We start from the raw sequence: 23,374 nt of genomic DNA on the forward strand, positions 1-23,374 counted from the left end.
AGTTCTGTCAGCTCTTTATTTCATTACGCAAGATTTTCGAAGTATGCCTCCAACGCCTCCAGCTGTACGCTGGCATCCTCTATGGCGTTGAATGTGCGCCGAAACTGGTCATTTGGAGCGTGCTCCTGGAGATACCAGGATACGTGTTTACGCGCAATTCGGTACCCTTTTGCCTGACCATAAAAGTCATGCAATTCCCGAACATGCGAACAAAGCAAGCGCTTTACCTCTGCCAGTGGCAGTGGGGCAAGCAACTCCCCAGTGTCCAGATAATGCTGGATTTCCCGAAAGATCCAGGGTCTTCCCTGAGCGGCACGTCCTATCATCAGAGCATCAGCTCCCGTATAGTCGAGCACAGCTCTGGCTTTAAGCGGGTCAGTAATGTCACCATTCGCGATAACCGGAATGGAAACTTTCTGCTTAACTGCCCGAATGCTGTCGTATTCAGCTTCACCATTGAACAAACAGGCGCGAGTGCGTCCATGGATGGTCAGGGCCTGAATGCCACAGTCTTCGGCCAGTTGGGCAATCTCTACACAGTTACGGTGTTCCGGCGACCAACCCGTGCGAATCTTCAACGTAACAGGAACGTCCACTGCGCTGACAACCGCGGTCAGGATAGACTTCACCTGGTCGGGGTATTGCAGAAGGGCTGAACCTGCAAGCTTGCGATTCACTTTCTTGGCCGGGCAACCCATATTGATATCAATAATCTGGGCGCCACTTTCCACGTTAATCCGCGCGGCATCTGCCATCTCTTCAGGCACGCTTCCGGCAATTTGCACGGTGCGAATACCTGGTTCATCAACGTGCACCATCCGAAGGCGGGACTTATCGCTTTCCCACACTTGTGGGTTAGACGACATCATCTCGGAAACGGTTAAACCTGCCCCCATCTCATAACACAGCGTCCTGAACGGCCGGTCGGTAATACCTGCCATTGGGGCTGCGATCAGGCGATTTCTGAGCTGGTAGTGTCCGATGCGCATGAGTTAAGAAATGACCATACTGTGACTGCAAGGCGGCGTATATTACGCATTTTTTGCACGAGATGAAAGGCCAAACTTTGAACAATCCACTGTTGTAGATCAAGGAATCGCCGCTCTGTCCTTCAGGTGAAAATTATAAACCTGTTAAATCATAAAGTTATGATAGAATGATTATTTTATAGCCGCTTACAATTTCCCGTAACTTCTCATCATTTCTGAATAAATGCATCACTTGAGCGGGATAATCTGCTGTTTTTAGCAGCAGATTATCCCGCTTGTTTGCGATCTGAGTCGCATTTTAGAACATGATCTGCATGCGAAAAATGCGCATTATTCGACGACTACGCGACCATGAAGGGGTTGTACCGGGCGGTTATTTTCGTGGTGCATCGTGTGGGAGAATTTCTCAAGCTGCTCTGCAGAGACGGTCAGCGGGTGCTTCAGTACAATCCAGGTTACCCCCTCTGAGCACGGCGGTGTGGTCAGCGAGCCGCTAAAGCGCCAGTACGTTTTATCTTTTGGAATCAGCTTGTTCAGATTGAGATCCTGCTTAATCGAGACGTTCTGTTCGGCCTGCTCAGGCATGACGCTCCACAGCTTATTCAGCTCCGGGTTCGCGGCCCCTTTATCGAACATGACCGCCACCACCGCCAGCTCACCGGCCGCGTTTTTGTGCACCAGATGCATTTCCATCGCAAATTTCTTGCCATGCACGGTATTTTCGCTCGGCGCGTGGAAATGGAACTGTTGCAGGGTCCAGGTTTGCTTATCGAGGGTAAGGGTATCGCGGGTTTCCGGCTTTTCACTTGCCTGAATGGTGTGGCCGTTGTTCGTCAGCGTCACAGGGCCATCAATGTAATGCGTTTGCAGCGGGGAGAGGTGCGCGTTCGCGGTGGATTCAATGTTGATGGGGGACTGGTTCATCCCGCTTTGACAGGTTTTGTAAGCCTCGTCCAGTTCGCCCCAGTGTTCCGGTGCGCCTTCGCCTTCGTAGCTCCAGTGTGATGCACAGGCTGAAGCCGAGATAATGCTCAGCGCAAAGAGCGCTGCCTTGCCAGTAAAGTGGGTCATAGTATTCTTCCGGTGAATTATTGTGGTTCAAACCATTTTTATCAATATGATTTGTGTGGGTATTTTACCGGAGAAGGGCACGGGAAGAGAGGATTATCGGAGGAAGAGAGGCGTGGTCAGATGACCACGCCAATGGCTTACTTTTTACAGCCCGTAATACGACACCACTCTTCTTTTTCGACCACCGGGTCGAGGGCGAAAAGATCGGCGTAGGCTTCGCAAACGCTGTCAGCCTGGCTTGCCAGGATCCCGGAAAGCCCTAGCAGACCGCCGTCAACGGGCAGTACGCTGATTAACGGGGCCAGTTCGCGTAATGGGCCGGCCAGAATGTTCGCCACCACCACATCGGCTTTCATGGCTTCTGGCTGCGCATCAGGCAGATACAGTTCAAGACGGTCAGAAACGCCGTTGCGTTCAGCGTTATCACGGCTGGCCTGAATAGCCTGTGGATCGATATCGATCCCAATGGCTTTGGCCGCGCCCAGTTTCAGCGCCGCGATAGCGAGGATCCCGGATCCGCATCCGAAGTCGATCACCGTCTTGCCGTCCAGATCCAGACTGTCCAGCCACTGCAGGCACAGAGAAGTCGTCGGGTGAGTACCGGTCCCAAATGCCAGGCCCGGATCCAGCATCACGTTTACCGCGTTTTCATCCGGAACGTCACGCCAGCTCGGGCAGATCCACAGACGTTTACCGAACTGCATCGGGTGGAAGTTATCCATCCACTCGCGTTCCCAGTCTTTGTCTTCCAGCTGTTCGATTTTGTGTGCAAAACCCGCACCCAGCAGCGGATGATTTTCCAGGATCGCGACAACCTCTTTCATGTCAGTTTCTGCATCAAACAGGCCAATAACGTCGGTATCACCCCACAGGCGGGTTTCGCCCGGCAGTGGCTCAAACACCGGCGTGTCATGCGTGTCCTGGAAGGTGATGGAGACCGAACCGGCTTCCATCAGCGCATCGCTTAGCTCTTCGGCGTTAGCGCCGGTTGTATTCAGTTTTAGTTGGATCCACGGCATGGCAAAACTCTTTATTTATCAGTAGAAATCGTAGCGGGCTGTGGGACAGGCTGACCGAAACGGTTCCCGACCACAAACGCCAGTAAACTTAACAGTAACGAAGGCACAATAGGATGGAAGCCCAGGTACTGAATTTTAAATGTAGCTAGCACGGCATACAGCACACCGCCGACAATCATGCCGCTCAGGGCGCCGGCAGCGTTGGCGCGCTCCCAGTAGAGGCCCAATACCAGCGGCCACAGGAAGACGGCTTCAAGGCCGCCAAACGCCAGCAGGTTCAGCCAGATGATCATCTCCGGCGGACGCCATGCGGCTAACAGCAGCAGTGCGCCTAAAACGAGCGTAATCACCGCCGACATACGCTTCAGGCGTCGTTCATTTTGAACCTGCTCAGGACGCAGGTTCAGATAGAGATCTTTAATGATCGTAGCGGAACTCTGCAGTAGCTGGGCGTTAATGGTCGACATTATGGCGGCCATTGGCGCGGCGAGGAATATCCCCGCGGCAAAAGGCGGAAGCACTTTGACCATCAGGGTTGGGATCACCAAATCGGGAACCGTAAGGTCGGGGATCACCGCACGTCCTAACGCACCCGCCAGATGCATGCCGAACATCAGGATTGCAACAACGACCGTCCCGATAATAATACCCCGGTGAACGGCTTTGCTGTCTTTATATGAGATACAACGCACGGCGGTATGCGGCAGGCCAATAACACCAAAGCACACCAGCACCCAGAACGACGTCATAAATGTTGGCGAAAGGATATCATCCGCACCCTGCGGGGAAATCAGTTTCGGGTCAATCGCTTCCAGAGTTTCAACGGCATGGCTCAGACCACCTGCGGCGTGGACAATTCCCACCAGCAGAACGATTGTGCCGACGAGCATCACCATCCCCTGCAGCGTATCGTTTAGCACGCTGGCGCGAAATCCGCCAAACGCGGTATACAGCGCAATGCTCACCCCAAAGATGATAAGGCCCGTCTCATAGGGGATCCCAGCAGCGGTTTCCAGCAGACGTGCCCCGCCGATGAACTGCACCGTCATTGCACCAATAAACGCGACCAGCAGGCTTAAGCTTGCCAGCCACACCAGCAGACGGCTCTGGTAGCGCGCAAACAGCATATCGTTGAGCGTCACGGCGTTATAACGCCGTGCCAGAATGGCAAACTTTTTACCCAGTATACCCAGCGAGAGCCAGACGGCAGGCAGCTGAATCATTGCCAGCAGCACCCAGCCTAACCCGTATTTATAGGCTGCACCGGGGCCACCGATAAACGAGCTGGCGCTGATATAGGTGGCGGTAAGCGTCATGGCCAGCACGACACCGCCCATCGAGCGACTGCCGAGGAAATACTCATTCAGGAAAGTGCCGGTGGTTCTCTTACGCATTGCATAAACGGACAAACCAAACACGACCACCAGGTACGCGACCAGCGGCAGAATGACTTCAAGCTGCATCATCATCCTCCAGCGGGATATCCCGGTAGATAAATTTCACCATTGCCCAGCACAGCAGGATAAAGACCAGCGGCACCAGCAGGCAGGCCATTTCGAACCAGTGAGGCAGGCCGGTAATGCCGATAGCTGAGTCAGGTAAGTAAGCGGTCACCAACCATGCGGCAAGATAGAGAAGGGTCAGCCACAGCGCCCATCGCGCTTCTTTATGGGCCTGAACAAAACGCTTGTCCATTTTTTGTCCCTTGTGGATGAATAAAGCGGGGATTGTACATGATGGGGCTTTCCGATCCCCAGAAATAAAAAAAGGCCGGATTATCCGGCCTTTTTGGCGTGACTGCGCGCTTACTTCTCTTGCAGACCGAGTTTTTTCTCCAGATAGTGGATGTTAGTCCCACCATTCTGGAAGTGCTCGTCGCTCATGATACGCATCTGCAGTTCAACGTTGGTTTTTATACCGTCGATGATCAGCTCCTGCAGGGCGTTCTTCATGCGGGCAATTGCCACGTCACGGTTTTCGCCGTAGCAGATAAGCTTACCGATCATGGAGTCATAGTACGGCGGTACGGTGTAACCCGCGTAGATATGAGACTCCCAACGCACACCAAAGCCACCCGGCGCGTGGAAACGCGTGATTTTACCCGGGCTTGGCAGGAAGGTATTCGGGTCTTCGGCGTTGATACGGCATTCCACCGCATGGCCTTTGACCACAACTTCTTCCTGTTTGATGGACAGAGGCTGACCCGCAGCGATACGCAGCTGTTCTTTGATCAGGTCAACGCCGGTAATCATTTCGGTAACCGGGTGTTCTACCTGAATACGGGTGTTCATCTCAATGAAGTAGAACTCGCCGTTTTCGAACAGGAACTCGAAAGTACCCGCACCGCGATAGCCGATATCGACACAGGCTTTAGCACAACGCTCGCCGATGTAGCGACGCAGTTCCGGCGTAATGCCCGGTGCTGGCGCTTCTTCAACCACTTTCTGGTGACGACGCTGCATGGAGCAGTCACGTTCTGCCAGATAGATAGCGTTACCCTGACCGTCAGCCAGCACCTGAATTTCGATGTGGCGTGGGTTTTCCAGGTATTTTTCCATGTACACCATGTCATTGCTGAAAGCTGCTTTCGCTTCCGCTTTGGTCATGGAGATGGACTGAGCCAGTTCAGCATCGCTACGCACAACGCGCATACCGCGACCGCCGCCGCCGCCGGACGCCTTGATGATAACCGGATAGCCAATGCGTTTCGCATGAGCACGGTTAGCATCCATGTCGTCGGTCAGAGGACCGTCAGAGCCCGGTACGGTTGGAACACCGGCTTTTTTCATCGCGGTGATTGCGGACACTTTGTCGCCCATCAGGCGGATAGTGTCAGCTTTCGGGCCGATGAAGATAAAGCCAGAGCGCTCAACCTGCTCAGCAAAGTTGGCGTTCTCAGAGAGGAAGCCATAACCCGGATGAATTGCCACCGCGCCGGTGATTTCAGCGGCGCTGATGATAGCCGGGATGTTCAGATAGCTTTTTACGGACGGAGCCGGGCCAATACAGACCGTCTCATCCGCCAGCAATACGTGTTTTAAATCGCGATCCGCGCTTGAGTGCACAGCGACGGTCTTGATGCCCAGTTCTTTACAGGCACGAAGAATACGCAGTGCAATCTCGCCGCGGTTGGCGATAACAATTTTATCCAGCATGTTCGCCTCGTTACTCGATGACGACCAGCGGCTCGTCAAATTCAACCGGCTGACCACTTTCGACCAGAATCGCTTTCACAGTGCCTGATTTGTCTGCTTCGATCTGGTTCATCATTTTCATCGCTTCAACGATGCACAGGGTATCGCCTGCGTTGACTTTCTGACCCACTTCGATGAACGCTTTCGCGTCCGGGCTCGGGGTGCGGTAGAAAGTACCAACCATTGGGGAACGTACGATGTGACCACTGATTTCTGCTGCAGCGGCAGGTGCGGCTTCAGCTGCTGGTGCAACGGCTGCGGAAAGCGCAGGCTGCTGCACTGGCGCAGCATAAGCCTGCTGCATTACCGGGAAGCTAGCGGCTGGGGCTGCACGGCTGATGCGTACAGACTCTTCGCCTTCAGAAATTTCCAGTTCGGAGATGCCTGATTCTTCAACCAGCTCGATCAGTTTTTTAATCTTACGAATATCCATGAGTGGGTTCCGTACTCTTGTTTAGTGTGATTGTGACAAGCGTTTTACCGCTGTCTGTAAAGCGTATGAATAGCCGTCAGCGCCCAGTCCGCAAATAACGCCAGCGGCGATATCTGATAGATAGGAATGGTGGCGGAACGGCTCTCGGGCGTGCACGTTGCTCAGGTGGATCTCGATAAACGGGATACTCACTGCGAGCAGTGCGTCGCGAATAGCAACACTGGTGTGCGTAAACGCGGCCGGATTGATCAGGATATAGTCCACAGTGTCTTTAGCCTGATGAATACGGTCGATGATTGCGTACTCCGCGTTAGACTGAAAATGATCCAAATCCACATTCAGCGACGTTGCTTCCGTGCTCAGACGGTTAACAATTTCACTCAATGTTAGCGAGCCGTACTTCTCTGGCTCGCGGGTGCCGAGCATGTTCAGGTTCGGTCCGTTTAAAACTAAGATATGGAACTTATCAGCCATTGTGCCGCTATCTCCTGCGATTCTCCGGTAAAAAACAAAATATACCTTCGAAGCACGATTGTCACCTTTTCAGAGGCCTAAAACCGCTGTCGGGTAAACCAAAGTCGCACATTATAACGATTTCGTAGCATTTGGCAGCTAAATACTGGTCTTATCAGGGAAGATTATCAACCGCTATCCGAAAAAGATTCGCGGTTGACAGGGATTCTGCGGGAAAACGCACAGTTTCGCGAATTATCGCAACCACTGACGGAACTTCTTGTAACGCCATGCTAAAAGCGCCACAGCCAGCAGCGCGTAGAGTATGGGCTGCGGGGAGAGGATCTTCACCGACCACAGATAATGGATGGGTGCGAGGATCGCGACAAGATAGACGAAGTTGTGCAGCAGTTGCCAGCGCCTGCCCAATGTACGTTGTGCATATTGCGTTGATGTCAGTGCTAATGCCAGTAACACCAGCCAGCTCACGATACCTAACGTCAGGTACGGACGGGTAACCAGTTCGCGGCCCAGCAGTGCCAGGTTGTTAACGCCCAGTTCCAGCAAGGCGTAGCTGGTCAAATGGAGCGTCGCCCAGGCAAAACACCATAGCCCCAAAAGCCGGCGGGTGCGTATCAATAATGGCTGTTTAGCGTAGCGCGCTAACGGTGACACCAGCAAGGTCGCCAGTAAAAATTTCAGAGCCATCCGACCGGTAAAGTGCTGGATATCCTTTGCCGGATCAGCGCTAAAAAGCCCCTGGCTGGCGGCCCAGAATAACCAGATAAAAGGAAGCAACCCGGCTAAGTGCAACAGCACTTTCAGCCAGGTTATCTGTTTTGCCGTTAAACGCACTCAGAAGTTCTCCCGTAAATTAAGGCCACGGTAAAGCGACGCCACTTCATCAGCGTAGCCGTTAAACAGCAGTGTCGGCTGACGCTTCACATCCAGCGCGCCGCCGGAACCGATAAATCGCTCGGTGGCCTGCGACCAGCGGGGATGATCGACGTGCGGGTTCACATTGGCAAAAAAGCCATATTCGTCGGGCGCCGCCAGGTTCCAGGTCGTGGGTGGACGTTCGCGGGTGAGCTTAATGCTGACGATAGATTTAATCCCTTTAAAACCATACTTCCACGGCACCGTTAAGCGAACAGGCGCGCCGTTCTGCGGCGGGAGTGCTTTGCCGTAAACACCGACGGTCAGCAGCGTAAGAGGATGCATCGCTTCGTCGAGCCGTAACCCTTCGACATACGGATACGCAAGCCCACCGCCGATAAACCGATCTTTCTGGCCCGGCATCTCGTCCGGGGCGTAGCGCGTCTGGAAAGAGACATATTTTGCGTTGCTGGTGGGTTCAACCATCGCCAGCAGTTTATGCAGCGGGAAGCCTACCCAGGGCACAACCATCGACCAGGCTTCCACGCAGCGCATGCGGTAGATACGCTCTTCCAGTGGAAAACGGGTGGTGAGATCGTGATGGTCCAGCGTCAGCGGTTTTGCCACTTCACCGTCGATTTTCAGCGTCCACGGATCGGTTTTCATACTCCCCGCGTTGGCCGCAGGATCGGCCTTATCGAGACCAAATTCGTAGAAATTGTTATAGCCGGTCACTTTGTCTTCCGGCGTGAGCGTCAGTGTGTTTTGCCACTGAGCGGGCTTCGTAAAGGTGAGTGGGGCGCCAGAAGGGGCTTTGGGGCGATCGTTACCTTTAAACCAGTCGAGCAGGTCGGCATGAGCCGCAGGGGAAAGCGTCAGTGCGGTGGCGCTGATGCCAAGCATTTTCAGGATCTGGCGGCGCTGTAACATAAAGACAGATTCAGACGTTACGTCGGCTTCCGTCAGTTTTCGGGTTTTCATGGCATCCTCCGTCATGCGTTTTTCTAAGCATGACGGAGGAGAGGGATTAGCGCGAATATGTCACGAAAATTTGAAGATTAGGCAATTTTCACCAGCGCGCGGCCGTGGAACTGGTTGTCCATGATCTTGCTGGCATATTCAGGCGCCTGGCTAAGCGTGATTTCGGTTGCGCTCTGAGTAAAGAACGTGTCCGGCAAATCGCGCTGCAGACGTTCCCAGGCTGCAATGCGGCGCGCCGCCGGGGTCATCACGGAATCAACACCCTGCAGGCGAACGTTACGCAGAATAAAGGGCATCACGGTGGTGGGCAGGGCAAAACCGCCCGCCAGACCACAGGCTGCCACGCAGCCGCCGTAGTTCATCTGCGCCAGCACTTTTGCCAGCACTTTGTCACCGACGGTATCTACCGCACCTGCCCAGAGCTGTTTTTCCAGTGGACGGGTTTCGGCAAACTCGTCGCGGCTCAGAATGCGATTAGCGCCGAGCTGACGCAGGTACGCGTGGGTGCTCTCGCGCCCGGAAACTGCCGCAACCTGGTAACCCAGTTTGTGCAGTAATGTCACCGCCGTGCTGCCCACACCACCGCTGGCACCGGTCACGACGATCTCACCCGATTCAGGGCGAATACCGGCATCTTCCAGCGCCATCACGCACAGCATGGCGGTAAAGCCTGCGGTACCGATGATCATCGCTTTACGACCATCCAGGCCTTGTGGCATCGGCACCAGCCAGTCGCCTTTCACGCGCGCCTGTGTCGCCAGCCCACCCCAGTGATTTTCACCCACGCCCCAGCCCGTGAGCAGCACCTGCTGGCCGGCATGGAAGCGCGGATCTTCGCTCGCATGAACCCGGCCCGCAAAATCGATACCTGGCACCATAGGGAAATTTCGGATGATTTTACCCTTCCCGGTAATAGCCAGCGCATCTTTATAATTTAAACTGGACCAGTCGATGTCGACGGTCACTTCGCCTGCCGGCAGTCGGCTCTCTTCAACGGCCTGCACCGAGGCAAGCGTTTTGCCGTCCTGCTGTTCTAAGATCAAAGCCTGCATACAGGGTCCTCACGACTCAGATGATTGGAAAATAGCTCCTGAAGACTATACTCCCTCAGGGAAAAGCAATGCCGATTTAACGCAATAAATTGCCAGATACGCCAGGTTTGATAGTATGCCGCATTTGAAATGCAAGTTAGCGCTTACTCGCTAACCCCTCAACCCACGGAGTTATCTCAAGGATGCGATTAACGACGAAGTTCTCGGCTTTTATCACCTTACTGACGGGGCTGACCATTTTTGTCACGCTCCTTGGCTGTTCTCTGAGCTTTTATAACGCCATTCAGGACAAGCTGGTTAATCGGGTGCAGTCTGTCGCGTCGGTGATTGATAATCGTCTCCTCACCACCCCGCTGCCGGCGCTGTCCCGCGAGCTGGATGAGTTGATGGTGCCTGTCGATATTGTCCAAATCGACATTCTGCAGGGAAAGCATAATGTTTTAAGCCATGCCCGGCAGGACAGCTATCGGCCTGCGGGCGTGGTAAGCCAGTACCGGGAAGTGACGGTGCACTCCCTTAAAAACCCGGGCATGACCATAAACATGGTCTACCTCGATCCAATGGCCAGCTACTTCCGCTCGATGATGACCACCGCGCCGCTCACCGTCGCCGTCGCGTTTATTGTCCTGCTGATTTTTCTCGCGGTTCGCTGGCTGCGCCGTCAGCTCTCTGGTCAGGAACTGCTGGAGATGCGTTCCGTGCGAATACTGAACGGTGAACGCGGCCCGCAGGTGCGTGGCTCGATCCATGAATGGCCTGCACGTGCCAGCAGTGCGCTGGATATGCTGCTCTCAGAAATTCAGTTCGCCAGCGACCAGCGCAGCCGTATGGACACGCTGATCCGCTCTTACGCTGCGCAGGATAATAAAACCGGGCTGAACAACCGTCTTTTCTTTGATAATCAACTGGCCACGTTGCTGGACGATCCGGAAAAAGTCGGGACGCACGGTGTTGTCATGATGATTCGCCTGCCCGATTTCGATCTGCTGCGCGACACCTGGGGACAGCGCGTGGCGGAAGAGAATCTCTTTACGCTGATCAACCTGCTCTCCACCTTTATTATGCGTTATCCGGGTGCGCTGCTGGCCCGTTATCACCGCAGCGACTTTGCCGTGCTGCTGCCTCACCGTACGCTGAAAGAGTCAGAAAGCATCGCCAGCCAGCTGCTGAAAGCGGTGGATGCGCTGCCGCAGAGCAAAATGCTCGACAGGGACGATATGGTTCATATGGGCATCTGTGCCTGGCGCGGCGGCCAGTCGACGGAACAGGTGATGGAACATGCTGAAGCGGCAACCCGTAACGCCGTGTTGCAGGGCGCTAACGGCTGGGCAGTGTACGACGATTCGTTACCAGAAAAAGGGCGCGGCAATGTGCGCTGGCGAACGTTGATAGAGCAAATGCTCAGCCGCGGCGGGCCGCGCATTTATCAAAAACCGGCGGTGATGAAAAACGGGATCGTTCATCACCGTGAGCTGATGTGCCGTATTTTTGACGGTACGGAAGAGGTCATCTCCGCGGAATATTTACCGATGGTGCTGCAGTTTGGGCTTTCTGAAGAGTATGACCGCCAGCAGATCACCCGACTCATGCCGTTTTTATCCTTCTGGCTTGAAGAAAACCTGGCGCTACAGGTTACCGTGGAGTCGTTAATTCGCCCGCGTTTTCAGCGCTGGTTGCGTGATACATTAATGCAATGCGAAAAATCGCAACGCAAACACATTATTTTTGAACTTGCTGAGGCGGATGTGGGTCAACACATCAGCCGGTTACGTCCGGTAGTACGGTTGATTAATGCGCTAGGTGCCCGTGTCGCGGTCACGCAGGCGGGTTTAACGCTGGTCAGTACTAACTGGATTAAGGAACTGGATGTGGAGTTATTAAAGCTGCATCCGGGGCTGGTAAGGAACATTGAAAAGCGCACAGAAAACCAGCTGCTGGTACAGAGTCTGGTAGAAGCGTGCAAGGGAACGCGAACACAAGTCTTTGCCACGGGCGTGCGCTCCAGAAGCGAATGGCAGATGTTGACAGAGCGCGGTGTGACGGGCGGTCAAGGGGATTTTTTTGCCTCCTCTCAGCCGCTTGACACCAATGTGAAAAAATATTTGCAAAGATACTCTGTTTGACCTGCCGTTTAATCCGTTTTCACGTAGAATATCGCGCCTGTAGCTTTGAGTATGACGAGCAAAAAGCCAGTGAACGACCTTTAGCGGGTTACAAATGTCAGTGAGGGACGCTACTGTGTACTCAGCCCTGAGGGAATCAGGGAAAGATTTGTAACATCAGGATACGTACTGCACAAATTTTCACCGCTGCAGATGATTTTTGCGCCTTGTCGCTGCTGCGTGTGGTTGGTAAAGTAAGCGGATTTTGTTTTCCGCCCCAGCTTTCAGGATTATCCCTTAGTATGTTGAAAAAATTTCGTGGCATGTTTTCCAATGACCTGTCCATTGACCTGGGTACCGCGAATACCCTTATTTACGTTAAAGGACAAGGCATCGTATTGAATGAGCCTTCCGTTGTGGCCATTCGTCAGGATCGTGCCGGCTCGCCGAAAAGCGTAGCCGCGGTGGGTCATGACGCGAAGCAGATGCTGGGACGTACCCCTGGCAACATCGCCGCAATCCGCCCAATGAAAGACGGCGTTATCGCTGACTTCTTCGTGACTGAAAAAATGCTTCAGCACTTCATCAAGCAGGTTCACAGCAACAGCTTCATGCGCCCAAGCCCGCGTGTTCTGGTGTGTGTGCCGGTTGGCGCCACCCAGGTTGAACGTCGTGCAATCCGTGAATCAGCCCAGGGTGCAGGCGCGCGTGAAGTGTTCCTGATTGAAGAGCCAATGGCGGCGGCAATCGGTGCGGGTCTGCCTGTTTCTGAAGCGACCGGTTCTATGGTGGTGGATATCGGTGGTGGTACCACTGAAGTGGCCGTTATCTCCCTGAACGGCGTGGTGTACTCCTCTTCCGTGCGTATCGGTGGCGATCGTTTCGACGAAGCCATCATTAATTATGTGCGTCGTAACTACGGTTCCCTGATCGGCGAAGCGACCGCTGAGCGTATCAAGCATGAAATCGGTTCCGCTTACCCGGGCGATGAAGTGCGTGAAATCGAAGTTCGCGGCCGTAACCTGGCTGAAGGTGTTCCACGCGGCTTTACCCTGAACTCCAACGAAATTCTGGAAGCGCTGCAGGAACCTCTGACCGGTATCGTGAGCGCAGTGATGGTTGCCCTGGAACAGTGCCCACCAGAACTGGCGTCTGACATCTCCGAGCGCGGTATGGTTCTGACCGGTGGTGGTGCGCTGCTGCGTAACCTCGACCGCCTGTTAATGGAAGAGACAGGTATTCCTGTCGTAGTTGCAGAAGATCCACTGACTTGCGTCGCCCGTGGTGGTGGCAAGGCGCTGGAAATGATCGACATGCACGGCGGCGACTTGTTCAGCGAAGAGTAGTCATTGTGAAAGGGTAGCGTATCGCTACCCTTTCTCTCTGACACGAGAATACGCATAGCCTATGAAGCCAATTTTTAGCCGTGGCCCATCGCTACAGTTTCGCCTCATTCTGGCGGTCCTGGTTGCGCTTGGGGTCATTATTGCCGATAGCCGCCTCGGTACGTTCAGTCAGATCAGAACGTACATGGATACCGCCGTCAGTCCTTTCTACTTTATTTCAAATGGTCCCCGTGAGTTGCTCGACTCCGTTTCTCAAACGTTGTCTTCACGTGACCAACTCGAACTCGAAAACCGGGCATTACGTCAGGAACTGCTGTTGAAAAACAGCGAGCTGCTGATGCTGGGACAATATAAGCAGGAAAACGCGCGTCTGCGTGAGCTGCTTGGCTCGCCGCTGCGTCAGGATGAGCAGAAGATGGTGACGCAGGTGATCTCCACCGTCAACGATCCCTACAGCGATCAGGTTGTGATCGACAAAGGAAGCGTGAACGGTGTGTATGAAGGTCAGCCTGTTATCAGTGATAAAGGCGTTGTAGGCCAGGTTGTTGCTGTGGCCAAACTGACCAGCCGCGTTCTGCTGATCTGCGATGCCACGCATGCGTTGCCGATTCAGGTACTGCGTAATGACATTCGCGTCATCGCGGCCGGTAACGGGTGTACCGACGATCTCCAGCTGGAACATCTGCCGGCTAACACGGACATTCGTGTGGGCGACGTTCTGGTGACGTCGGGTCTGGGTGGACGTTTCCCTGAAGGGTATCCGGTTGCGGTTGTCTCTTCGGTGAAGCTTGATACGCAGCGTGCCTATACCGTGATTCAGGCGCGTCCAACCGCGGGTTTACAGCGTCTTCGCTACCTGCTGCTGCTGTGGGGCGCCGACCGCAATGGTGCTAACCCCATGACGCCTGAAGATGTTCATCGCGTCGCGAATGAACGCCTGATGCAAATGATGCCGCAGGTTCTGCCGGCACCGGATGCCATGGGACCCCCTGCGCCAGTACCGGCCCCTGCTACGGGGCTAACGCAGCCGCTGCCGGATGCACCGCCACCGCCTAAACTCTCCTCGGGAGGGCAGTAGTGGCAAGTTATCGTAGCCAGGGACGCTGGGTTATCTGGCTCTCATTTCTCATTGCGCTGTTACTGCAAATCATGCCCTGGCCGGACGACATTCTCGTTTTCCGGCCAAACTGGGTATTGCTCATTTTGCTCTACTGGATCCTTGCCCTGCCGCACCGCGTAAATGTCGGCACAGGTTTTGTGATGGGTGCCATACTGGATCTCATTAGTGGCTCTACGCTTGGCGTGCGCGCCTTGTCCATGAGTATTATTGCGTACCTCGTCGCACTTAAATTCCAGCTCTTTCGTAACCTCGCGCTCTGGCAACAGGCGCTGGTGGTGATGTTGTTGTCGCTTGCTGCGGATATCGTTGTTTTCTGGGCAGAGTTTTTAGTGATCAACGTCTCTTTCCGACCGGAAGTGTTCTGGAGTAGTGTAGTAAACGGTGTGCTCTGGCCGTGGCTGTTCCTGCTGATGCGTAAGGTTCGCCAGCAGTTTGCTGTGCAATAAAAGGTTTCTATGACGTCTCTATATCTTGCTTCTGGTTCTCCGCGTCGTCAGGAGTTGCTCACTCAGCTGGGCGTCTCCTTTGAACGCATTGTTACGGGCATCGAAGAGAAACGCGCTGAAGGCGAAAGTGCCCAGCAGTACGTTTCTCGACTGGCGCGTGAGAAAGCGCAGGCAGGCGTGGCGCAAACGCCGCGTGACTTGCCGGTGCTGGGGGCAGATACCATCGTTATTCTTAACGGTGAAGTGCTTGAGAAACCGCACGACGCTGAACATGCGGCGCGCATGCTGCGCAAAATGTCCGGACAAACACATCAGGTACTGACCGCCGTCGCGCTGGCGGACAGCCAGCACGTGCTGGATTGCCTGGTGGTGACGGACGTGACATTCAGAGTGCTTACCGACGACGAGATCGCCGCTTATATCACCAGCGGTGAACCGATGGATAAGGCAGGTGCATACGGTATTCAGGGGCTGGGTGGCTGTTTTGTCAGGAAGATTAATGGCAGCTATCACGCCGTAGTCGGCTTACCGCTGGTGGAAACGTATGAGTTGCTGAGCAATTTTAACTCACTGCGTGAGGGAAGGGATAATTATGACGGCTGAATTGTTGGTAAACGTAACGCCATCGGAAACCCGTGTGGCCTATATTGATGGTGGCATTCTTCAGGAAATTCATATTGAGCGTGAAGCGCGGCGCGGAATAGTAGGCAATATCTACAAAGGTCGTGTCAGTCGTGTACTACCGGGTATGCAGGCGGCTTTTGTAGATATTGGACTGGATAAGGCGGCATTTTTACATGCCTCCGACATTATGCCGCATACCGAGTGCGTCGCGGGCGAAGAGCAAAAGCAGTTTGCCGTGCGCGATATCTCCGAACTGGTGCGTCAGGGCCAGGATCTGATGGTACAGGTCGTCAAAGATCCGCTGGGCACGAAAGGCGCCCGTCTGACTACCGACATTACCTTGCCTTCCCGTTATCTGGTCTTTATGCCTGGCGCGTCGCACGTGGGCGTTTCGCAGCGCATTGAGAGCGAAAGCGAGCGCGAGCGGCTTAAAAAAGTGGTCAGCGCTTACTGCGATGAACAGGGCGGGTTTATCATCCGTACCGCCGCAGAAGGGATCAGTGAAGACGATCTGGCATCTGATGCGGCCTACCTCAAGCGCGTCTGGACCAAAGTCATGGAGCGTAAAAAACGCAACCAGACCCGCTACCAGCTTTACGGCGAACTGGCGCTGGCTCAGCGCGTCCTGCGTGATTTTGCCGATGCACAGCTCGACAGAATTCGCGTGGATTCCCGCCTGACCTATGAAGCACTACTGGAATTTACCGCCGAATACATTCCCGAAATGCCTGGCCTGCTGGAGCATTACACGGGGCGTCAGCCTATCTTCGATCTCTATGACGTCGAAAATGAGATCCAGCGAGCGCTGGAACGCAAGGTTGAACTGAAGTCCGGCGGCTATCTGATCATCGATCAGACCGAAGCGATGACGACGGTGGATATCAACACCGGCGCGTTTGTCGGCCATCGCAACCTGGATGACACCATCTTTAATACCAACATCGAAGCCACGCAGGCCATCGCCCGCCAGCTTCGCCTGCGCAATCTGGGTGGCATTATCATCATCGACTTTATCGATATGAGTAATGAAGACCATCGCCGTCGTGTGCTGCACTCGCTGGAGCAGGCGCTGAGTAAAGATCGCGTGAAAACCAGCATCAACGGCTTCTCACAGCTGGGGCTGGTGGAAATGACGCGTAAGCGTACCCGCGAAAGCGTGGAGCACGTGCTGTGCAATGAATGCCCAACCTGCCACGGACGTGGCACAGTAAAGACGGTTGAGACCGTCTGCTACGAGATCATGCGTGAAATCGTTCGCGTTCATCATGCCTACGACTCCGATCGTTTTCTGGTCTATGCTTCCCCTGCGGTGGCTGAAGCGCTGAAAGGCGAAGAGTCGCACGCGCTGGCGGAAGTGGAAATCTTTGTCGGCAAACAGGTAAAAGTTCAAATCGAACCGCTCTATAACCAGGAGCAGTTTGACGTCGTGATGATGTAAGACGCGGTACGCCGCGTGACCAAAGCTGACAAGGAGAGATGAGTGAGGCGATTGCCGGGGATTTTATTGCTTACAGGGGCAACGCTGGTCGTGATTGTCGCGTTGCTCGTGAGCGGGCTGCGCCTCGTTTTACCGCATCTGGACAGCTGGCGTCCGCAGCTGCTGGCAAAAATCGAATCCACCACCGGTGTCCCGGTGGACGTGAGCCAGATAAGCGCCAGCTGGCAGAATTTTGGTCCGACGCTTGATGTCCGGGATATCAATGCCAGCCTGAAAGATGGCGGCTATCTGAAAATCAAACGCGTCACCCTGGCGCTGGATGTCTGGCAAAGCCTGCTCCATTTTCGCTGGCAGTTCCGCGATCTCACCTTTTATCAGCTTCAGTTTCTGACCAATACCCCGCTGTCCGGCGGCGATAGCAATCAGAGCCTTGAAACCAACCGCTTCAGCGATCTCTTCCTGCGTCAGTTTGATCATTTCGATCTGCGCGACAGTGAAGTGAGCTTTATTACCCTCTCCGGGCAGCGCGCTGAACTGGCTATCCCACAGCTGACCTGGCTTAACGGCAAAGAACGCCATCGTGCGGAAGGACAGGTGAATCTCTCCAGTCTGAACGGCCAGCACGGCGTGATGCAGGTTCGTATGGATCTGCGCGACGACGACGGTTTGTTAAATAACGGCAAGGTATGGCTGCAGGCCGACGACGTGGATGTTAAGCCGTGGCTCGGCGACTGGTTACAGCAAAATATGCAGCTGGAAACCGCCCGTTTTAGCCTTGAAGGCTGGATGACCCTGACGAAAGGGGAATTTGCCAGCGGCGATATTTGGCTTAAGCAGGGGGGCGCAAGCTGGAAGGGCGAAAAACAGCAGCATCAACTTTCGGTCGATAACCTCACCGCGCACGTGACGAAAGAGAGAGAGGGCTGGCAGTTTGCCATTCCGGACACACGCATCACCATGGATAACAAACCCTGGCCGCGCGGTGCTCTGACGCTGGCCTGGATGCCGGAACAGGATGTCGGTGGGGCGACCAGCAAACGCAGTGACGAGCTGCGTATTCGCGCCAGCAACCTTGATCTGGCCGCAATAGAAGGTCTGCGCTCAATGGCCGCCAAGCTCTCTCCGGACCTGGGTGAGATCTGGCTGGCAACGCAGCCAAGCGGAAAGATAGATTCGCTGGCGCTGGATATCCCGCTTCAGGCCACGGAAAAGACCCGTTTTCAGGCCGCATGGAAAGGTCTGGCCTGGAAGCAGTGGAAGATGTTACCGGGGGCGGAAAACTTCAGCGGTAAGCTGGAAGGGAGCGTTGAGAACGGCAGGCTAACGGTCGATATGCATGACGCCAGAATGCCTTACGAAACGGTCTTCCGTGCGCCGCTGGAAATTGAACAAGGCAATGCGGTGCTCAACTGGCTGCGTAACGATAAAGGCTTCCAGCTGGATGGGCGCCATATCGATGTGAAAGCCAAAGCGGTGCATGCGCGTGGCGATTTCCGCTATCTGCAGCCTGAAGGTGAAGAGCCGTGGCTGGGTATTCTGGCCGGGATCAGCACTAACGACGGTTCTCAGGCCTGGCGCTACTTCCCCGAGAACCTGATGGGCAAAGCGCTGGTGGACTATCTGAGCGGCGCGATCCAGGGCGGCCAGGCGGATAATGCCACCCTGGTCTACGGCGGTAATCCGCATCTTTTCCCGTACAAGCATAATGAAGGTCAATTCCAGGTGCTGGTGCCGCTGCACAACGCCACCTTCGCTTTCCAGCCGGGCTGGCCTGCGCTGAAAAATCTCGACATTGAACTTAATTTTATCAATGACGGATTATGGATGAAGGCAGACAACGTGGCGCTGGGCGGCGTAACGGCCAGTAACCTGACGGCAAACATTCCGGATTACTCAAAAGAGAAGCTTTTGATCGATGCCGACATTAACGGCCCCGGGAAAGCGGTCGGCCCCTATTTCGAAGACACACCGCTGAAAGAGTCACTGGCAGCCACCCTTCAGCAGCTGCAGCTGGATGGCGATGTGAGTGCTCGCTTACATCTTGATATCCCGCTCGACGGTGAAATGACCACCGCCAAAGGCGACGTCCGTCTCAATAACAACAGCCTGTATATTAAGCCGCTTGAAAGCACCCTGAAGAACCTCAGCGGGCAGTTTAGCTTTGAGAACGGTAACCTGAAGAGCGAGCCGCTCAAGGCCAGCTGGTTTAATCAGCCTGTGAATATTGATTTCTCGACCACCGAGGGCGAGAAAGCTTATCAGGTAGCCGTCAACCTGGACGGCAACTGGCAGCCATCGCGCATGGATGTTCTGCCGAAGCCGATTGAGGAGTCCGTTAACGGTGCAGTCTCCTGGAATGGCAAGGTGGCAATTGAACTGCCTTATCACGCCGGTGCGCGCTATAAAGTTGATATCACTGGCGATCTGAAAAACATTCAGAGCCAGTTGCCTGCACCGCTGGATAAATCGTCCGGTCAACCGCTGCCAATAAAGGTTAACGTCGATGGCAATCTTAACAGCTTCGCGCTGACCGGTAGTGCGGGTGAGAAAAACCATTTCAACAGCCGCTGGCTGCTTAACCGTAAGCTCACGCTCGACAGAGCAATCTGGACGACGGACAGCCGCACCACGCCGCCGCTGCCCGATCACACCGGCATTGAGCTTAATCTGCCGCCAATGGACGGGGCCGAGTGGCTGGCCCTGTTCCAGAAGGGCGTGGGCCAAAACGTTGATGAGGCTGCCCAGTTCCCGCAGAGCATTACTGTTCGTACGCCGTCGCTGATGCTGGGTGGACAGCAGTGGAATAACCTGAGCATTGTTTCGCAGCCGACGGCGAACGGTTCAAAAGTCGAAGCCCAGGGCCGGGAGATCAATGGCACGCTGACCATGCGCGACAACGCGCCGTGGCAGGCGGCGATTCGCTATCTTTACTACAACCCGGCCACCGCGAGCGGAAAAGATCGTCCGTCAAATACGGCGCCGTTGAATAACCCAACCCGTATCGACTTCAGCGGCTGGCCCGATCTCCAGCTACGCTGTGCTGAGTGCTGGCTTTGGGGTCAAAAGTATGGCCGTATTGACGGCGATTTCGCCATTAAGGGGAATACGCTGAGCCTTGCGGGCGGGCTTATCGACACCGGCTTTGGCCGTCTGAGGGCCGCCGGGGAGTGGGTTAATAACCCGGGCGAGCAGCGAACTTCTTTGAAGGGCGACATCAAGGGCAATAAACTGGATTCCGTGGCTAACTTCTTTGGCATCAGCACGCCGCTGCGGGGGTCATCATTTGACGTGAATTACGATCTCCACTGGCGTGCGGCACCGTGGACGCCGGATGAAGCCTCACTGAACGGCATTCTGAAAACCCGCTTTGGCAAGGGTGAGATTGCCGATGTGAGTACCGGGCATGCGGGCCAGATACTGCGTCTGTTGAGCTTTGATGCCCTGCTGCGTAAGCTGCGTTTCGACTTTAGCGATACCTTCAGCGAAGGTTTCTATTACGACTCCATCCGCAGTACGGCATGGATCAAAGACGGGGTGCTGCATACCGACGATACGCTGGTGGACGGCCTGGAAGCGGATATTGCGATGAAAGGCTCGGTCAACCTCGTGCGCCGCGAACTGGATATGGAAGCGGTGGTAGCACCTGAAATTTCTGCCACCGTCGGCGTCGCGGCGGCTTTTGTGGTGAACCCGATTGTCGGTGCGGCGGTGTTTGCCGCCAGTAAAGTGCTGGGGCCGCTGTGGAGCAAAGTCTCTATTCTGCGCTATCGCATCACCGGGCCGGTGGATAAACCGCAGATTAATGAAGTGCTGCGCCAGCCGCGCAAAGATGCACAGCAATGATTTGACGTGGGCAGGTAATTGCCTCACTCTCAATAAATACGATTTATATACCGCCACGGGCGGCAACGAACGAGTAGCAATACGATGAGTCTGAACCTGGTAAGTGAACATTTGCTCGCAGCGAACGGCCTGAGCCATCAGGACCTGTTCTCCATTCTTGGTCAACTGACCGAACGCCGTCTCGACTACGGCGATCTCTATTTCCAGTCGAGCTATCACGAATCCTGGGTTTTAGAAGACAGCATCATTAAAGATGGCTCTTATAACATTGACCAGGGTGTCGGTGTACGTGCCGTCAGCGGCGAGAAAACCGGTTTTGCTTATGCCGACCAGATTAGCCTGGCCGCACTGGAGCAGAGCGCGCTGGCCGCGCGGACTATCGTGCGCGAAACCGGTGACGGTCGCGTGAAGACGCTGGGTGAAGTGCAGCACTCTGCACTCTATACCAGTATCGATCCCCTGCAGAGCATGAGCCGTGAAGAGAAACTGGATATCCTGCGCCGCGTGGATAAAGTCGCACGCGCTGCGGATAAACGCGTGCAGGAAGTCTCTGCCAGCCTGAGCGGTGTCTATGAACTGATCCTGGTCGCGGCGACAGACGGCACGCTGGCAGCGGATGTGCGTCCGCTGGTACGTCTTTCTGTCAGCGTGCAGGTTGAAGACGATGGTAAGCGTGAGCGCGGTTCAAGCGGTGGCGGCGGTCGTTTTGGTTATGACTGGTTCCTGGGCGATGTTGACGGTGAAGCACGCGCTGACGCGTGGGCAAAAGAGGCCGTGCGCATGGCGCTGGTGAACCTGTCTGCCGTGGCGGCACCCGCCGGTACATTACCGGTGGTACTCGGCGCAGGCTGGCCTGGCGTGCTGCTGCACGAAGCGGTGGGCCACGGCCTGGAAGGCGATTTTAACCGTCGCGGCACCTCCGTATTCAGCGGCCAGATGGGACAACGCGTCTCATCTGAACTCTGTACCGTGGTTGATGACGGCACGATGCAGGATCGCCGTGGCTCGATTTCAATCGACGATGAAGGTACGCCCGGGCAGTACAACGTGCTGATCGAAAATGGCGTCCTGAAAGGCTACATGCAGGACAAACTCAACGCGCGTCTGATGGGCGTTGCGCCAACGGGCAACGGCCGTCGTGAATCCTACGCGCATCTGCCGATGCCGCGTATGACAAACACCTACATGTTGCCGGGTAAATCCACACCGCAGGAGATCATCGAGTCCGTTGATTACGGCATCTTCGCGCCAAACTTTGGTGGCGGTCAGGTGGATATCACCTCTGGTAAGTTCGTCTTCTCCACTTCAGAAGCGTATCTGATTGAGAAAGGCAAAGTGACCAAAGCGGTGAAGGGGGCGACCCTGATTGGCTCCGGTATTGAAGCCATGCAGCAGATCTCCATGGTCGGTAACGATCTGAAACTGGATAACGGCGTTGGTGTTTGCGGTAAAGAGGGCCAGAGCCTGCCGGTTGGCGTCGGTCAGCCAACGCTGAAAGTGGATAACCTGACGGTGGGCGGCACCGCCTGACCTGAACCAATCTGAAAAAATGGCGCGATTGTAAAAGTCGCGCCATTTTTTTTAACGTGCGTTACCCAGCGGGATCTCCGGGTCTGGCTCGTGCGTGATGCGGTTGCGTAGGTCACGACGAATGATTTCAATCGACCAGAACCAGATCAAATGCCCCACGATCTCTGAGACGTGTTCGTACCAGGGCAGTTCGAACAGCGGGGGTGTCAGCCCCATCAGCGGGAAGGAGATCATGTGAACAAAAAGCTGCGCTAACGCACCCGCCAGTAAACCTTGCCAGAGTTTAATTTTCGGGAAGACTTCAGCAACTACACAATACCCTACTGCAAAGACGATAGAGAAAATAATATGTGTTACGCCGACCGCGTTAAATATATGTCCGGCAAAGGTATAAACCGCGGCGTTAGGGTCAGTAATGCCCAGCCAGTCGCGTAAAAATACATAAGGAGGATTTAAAAAATTGCGGGAACAATCAATCTGACCTGCGGCTCTTATTAATTGTTCCGGTCCGCATGCGCTGGTGAATAAATCGGTAGGGCTTCGCGGCGGAAGCGGCACCTCTGCTCCCCATTTTACGAAGGCGGAGACAATCCCTGCAATCAAACCAATGAACGCGGCGAGTCCATAGCGCCTGCGTGAAGGCGGTGTTTGTTCAAATATATTCATTTCTTTTCCTTGTTTAACGTCATCCTGAAAAATACATTTTATTATTCATATCGGTAACAAATTAATAACAGCCTGACTGTCAGACTGTTTATAAGGTAAGGCGCAGATGGCGGCAGTGTCAATTCGCTATTCCTGGCAGGGGGGAAGGAATATTCCTGAATGACGATCTGTATCATCCTGGAATATTCATC

Annotated in this window: 20 protein-coding genes; 8 read left to right on the forward strand and 12 right to left on the reverse strand. The window is 54.7% G+C overall.

Features of this window, described 5'->3' with window-relative positions; genetic code table 11:
• Window positions 1-23 precede the first annotated feature (23 nt).
• From dusB to acuI, 11 genes are all read right to left on the reverse strand, one after another.
• On the reverse strand, window positions 24-989 hold the full coding sequence (gene dusB / locus AC2FAP_RS20295) for a tRNA dihydrouridine synthase DusB (RefSeq protein WP_014171871.1): 966 nt from the start codon (window positions 987-989) through the stop codon (window positions 24-26).
• Between the two features lie 330 nt (window positions 990-1,319).
• Window positions 1,320-2,060, reverse strand: coding sequence for a carbonic anhydrase (locus tag AC2FAP_RS20300; protein WP_020883499.1), 741 nt, complete (start codon window positions 2,058-2,060; stop codon window positions 1,320-1,322).
• 137 nt (window positions 2,061-2,197) lie between these two features.
• Entirely contained in the window at window positions 2,198-3,079 is an 882-nt protein-coding gene (gene prmA, locus AC2FAP_RS20305; RefSeq protein WP_063156910.1) for a 50S ribosomal protein L11 methyltransferase, read from the reverse strand.
• A gap of 11 nt (window positions 3,080-3,090) precedes the next feature.
• On the reverse strand, window positions 3,091-4,542 hold the full coding sequence (gene panF, locus AC2FAP_RS20310; RefSeq protein WP_020883501.1) for a sodium/pantothenate symporter: 1,452 nt from the start codon (window positions 4,540-4,542) through the stop codon (window positions 3,091-3,093).
• Window positions 4,532-4,774, reverse strand: a complete 243-nt coding sequence (locus AC2FAP_RS20315) for a YhdT family protein (protein ID WP_006178860.1) — start codon at window positions 4,772-4,774, stop codon at window positions 4,532-4,534. Before AC2FAP_RS20315 ends, panF begins: the two co-directional genes overlap by 11 nt.
• Before the next feature lie 110 nt (window positions 4,775-4,884).
• A complete protein-coding gene (gene accC, locus AC2FAP_RS20320) occupies window positions 4,885-6,234 on the reverse strand; it encodes an acetyl-CoA carboxylase biotin carboxylase subunit (protein ID WP_020883502.1) in 1,350 nt (449 codons plus the stop codon).
• A 10-nt stretch (window positions 6,235-6,244) separates the two neighbouring features.
• Window positions 6,245-6,706, reverse strand: a complete 462-nt coding sequence (accB, locus tag AC2FAP_RS20325) for an acetyl-CoA carboxylase biotin carboxyl carrier protein (protein WP_014171866.1) — start codon at window positions 6,704-6,706, stop codon at window positions 6,245-6,247.
• A gap of 21 nt (window positions 6,707-6,727) precedes the next feature.
• Window positions 6,728-7,180, reverse strand: coding sequence for a type II 3-dehydroquinate dehydratase (gene aroQ, locus AC2FAP_RS20330; RefSeq protein WP_014171865.1), 453 nt, complete (start codon window positions 7,178-7,180; stop codon window positions 6,728-6,730).
• A 234-nt stretch (window positions 7,181-7,414) separates the two neighbouring features.
• A complete protein-coding gene (msrQ, locus tag AC2FAP_RS20335; protein ID WP_020883503.1) occupies window positions 7,415-8,014 on the reverse strand; it encodes a protein-methionine-sulfoxide reductase heme-binding subunit MsrQ in 600 nt (199 codons plus the stop codon).
• Window positions 8,015-9,016: a protein-methionine-sulfoxide reductase catalytic subunit MsrP gene (msrP, locus tag AC2FAP_RS20340; RefSeq protein ID WP_020883504.1), complete on the reverse strand. Its 1,002-nt coding sequence runs from the start codon at window positions 9,014-9,016 to the stop codon at window positions 8,015-8,017.
• A gap of 77 nt (window positions 9,017-9,093) precedes the next feature.
• Window positions 9,094-10,068, reverse strand: coding sequence for an acrylyl-CoA reductase (NADPH) (gene acuI, locus AC2FAP_RS20345; RefSeq protein ID WP_020883505.1), 975 nt, complete (start codon window positions 10,066-10,068; stop codon window positions 9,094-9,096).
• A 182-nt stretch (window positions 10,069-10,250) separates the two neighbouring features.
• On the opposite strand from acuI, the gene csrD reads away from it, so the two are divergent.
• The 8 genes from csrD (at window position 10,251) to tldD (ending at window position 22,517) form a co-directional block, all read left to right on the forward strand.
• Window positions 10,251-12,191: an RNase E specificity factor CsrD gene (gene csrD, locus AC2FAP_RS20350; protein ID WP_485453009.1), complete on the forward strand. Its 1,941-nt coding sequence runs from the start codon at window positions 10,251-10,253 to the stop codon at window positions 12,189-12,191.
• Between the two features lie 281 nt (window positions 12,192-12,472).
• Window positions 12,473-13,516 (forward strand): rod shape-determining protein MreB, encoded by a 1,044-nt coding sequence (gene mreB, locus AC2FAP_RS20355; RefSeq protein WP_000913396.1) that lies wholly within the window; start codon window positions 12,473-12,475, stop codon window positions 13,514-13,516.
• 61 nt (window positions 13,517-13,577) lie between these two features.
• Window positions 13,578-14,594: a rod shape-determining protein MreC gene (mreC, locus tag AC2FAP_RS20360; protein WP_014171860.1), complete on the forward strand. Its 1,017-nt coding sequence runs from the start codon at window positions 13,578-13,580 to the stop codon at window positions 14,592-14,594.
• Window positions 14,594-15,082 (forward strand): rod shape-determining protein MreD, encoded by a 489-nt coding sequence (mreD, locus tag AC2FAP_RS20365; RefSeq protein WP_014071997.1) that lies wholly within the window; start codon window positions 14,594-14,596, stop codon window positions 15,080-15,082. Before mreC ends, mreD begins: the two co-directional genes overlap by 1 nt.
• 9 nt (window positions 15,083-15,091) lie before the next feature.
• The gene (locus AC2FAP_RS20370; protein WP_449541796.1) at window positions 15,092-15,685 is read left to right on the forward strand and encodes a Maf family protein; all 594 of its coding nucleotides are present in this window, start codon (window positions 15,092-15,094) and stop codon (window positions 15,683-15,685) included.
• Window positions 15,675-17,144 (forward strand): ribonuclease G, encoded by a 1,470-nt coding sequence (rng, locus tag AC2FAP_RS20375; protein WP_014885432.1) that lies wholly within the window; start codon window positions 15,675-15,677, stop codon window positions 17,142-17,144. The genes AC2FAP_RS20370 and rng overlap by 11 nt, the downstream gene beginning before the upstream one ends.
• Before the next feature lie 42 nt (window positions 17,145-17,186).
• Window positions 17,187-20,987, forward strand: coding sequence for an AsmA2 domain-containing protein YhdP (yhdP, locus tag AC2FAP_RS20380; protein ID WP_014171857.1), 3,801 nt, complete (start codon window positions 17,187-17,189; stop codon window positions 20,985-20,987).
• 84 nt (window positions 20,988-21,071) lie between these two features.
• A complete protein-coding gene (tldD, locus tag AC2FAP_RS20385) occupies window positions 21,072-22,517 on the forward strand; it encodes a metalloprotease TldD (RefSeq protein ID WP_014171856.1) in 1,446 nt (481 codons plus the stop codon).
• 51 nt (window positions 22,518-22,568) lie between these two features.
• Here the strand turns inward: tldD and AC2FAP_RS20390 are convergent, their stop codons facing one another.
• A complete protein-coding gene (locus AC2FAP_RS20390; protein ID WP_410388457.1) occupies window positions 22,569-23,183 on the reverse strand; it encodes a YagU family protein in 615 nt (204 codons plus the stop codon).
• Window positions 23,184-23,374 lie beyond the last annotated feature (191 nt).

This window comes from Enterobacter cloacae complex sp. 394I7, assembly GCF_057320345.1.

Bases quoted from the DNA above. Each gene is read 5' to 3' on its own strand.
- AC2FAP_RS20390 (WP_410388457.1), bottom strand. From the start codon at position 23,183: ATGAATATATTTGAACAAACACCGCCTTCACGCAGGCGCTATGGACTC.
- tldD (WP_014171856.1), top strand. From the start codon at position 21,072: ATGAGTCTGAACCTGGTAAGTGAACATTTGCTCGCAGCGAACGGCCTG.
- mreC (WP_014171860.1), top strand. From the start codon at position 13,578: ATGAAGCCAATTTTTAGCCGTGGCCCATCGCTACAGTTTCGCCTCATT.
- AC2FAP_RS20300 (WP_020883499.1), bottom strand. From the start codon at position 2,060: ATGACCCACTTTACTGGCAAGGCAGCGCTCTTTGCGCTGAGCATTATC.
- AC2FAP_RS20315 (WP_006178860.1), bottom strand. From the start codon at position 4,774: ATGGACAAGCGTTTTGTTCAGGCCCATAAAGAAGCGCGATGGGCGCTG.
- acuI (WP_020883505.1), bottom strand. From the start codon at position 10,068: ATGCAGGCTTTGATCTTAGAACAGCAGGACGGCAAAACGCTTGCCTCG.
- mreB (WP_000913396.1), top strand. From the start codon at position 12,473: ATGTTGAAAAAATTTCGTGGCATGTTTTCCAATGACCTGTCCATTGAC.
- aroQ (WP_014171865.1), bottom strand. From the start codon at position 7,180: ATGGCTGATAAGTTCCATATCTTAGTTTTAAACGGACCGAACCTGAAC.
- prmA (WP_063156910.1), bottom strand. From the start codon at position 3,079: ATGCCGTGGATCCAACTAAAACTGAATACAACCGGCGCTAACGCCGAA.
- msrP (WP_020883504.1), bottom strand. From the start codon at position 9,016: ATGAAAACCCGAAAACTGACGGAAGCCGACGTAACGTCTGAATCTGTC.
- rng (WP_014885432.1), top strand. From the start codon at position 15,675: ATGACGGCTGAATTGTTGGTAAACGTAACGCCATCGGAAACCCGTGTG.
- accC (WP_020883502.1), bottom strand. From the start codon at position 6,234: ATGCTGGATAAAATTGTTATCGCCAACCGCGGCGAGATTGCACTGCGT.
- csrD (WP_485453009.1), top strand. From the start codon at position 10,251: ATGCGATTAACGACGAAGTTCTCGGCTTTTATCACCTTACTGACGGGG.
- dusB (WP_014171871.1), bottom strand. From the start codon at position 989: ATGCGCATCGGACACTACCAGCTCAGAAATCGCCTGATCGCAGCCCCA.
- AC2FAP_RS20370 (WP_449541796.1), top strand. From the start codon at position 15,092: ATGACGTCTCTATATCTTGCTTCTGGTTCTCCGCGTCGTCAGGAGTTG.
- panF (WP_020883501.1), bottom strand. From the start codon at position 4,542: ATGCAGCTTGAAGTCATTCTGCCGCTGGTCGCGTACCTGGTGGTCGTG.
- accB (WP_014171866.1), bottom strand. From the start codon at position 6,706: ATGGATATTCGTAAGATTAAAAAACTGATCGAGCTGGTTGAAGAATCA.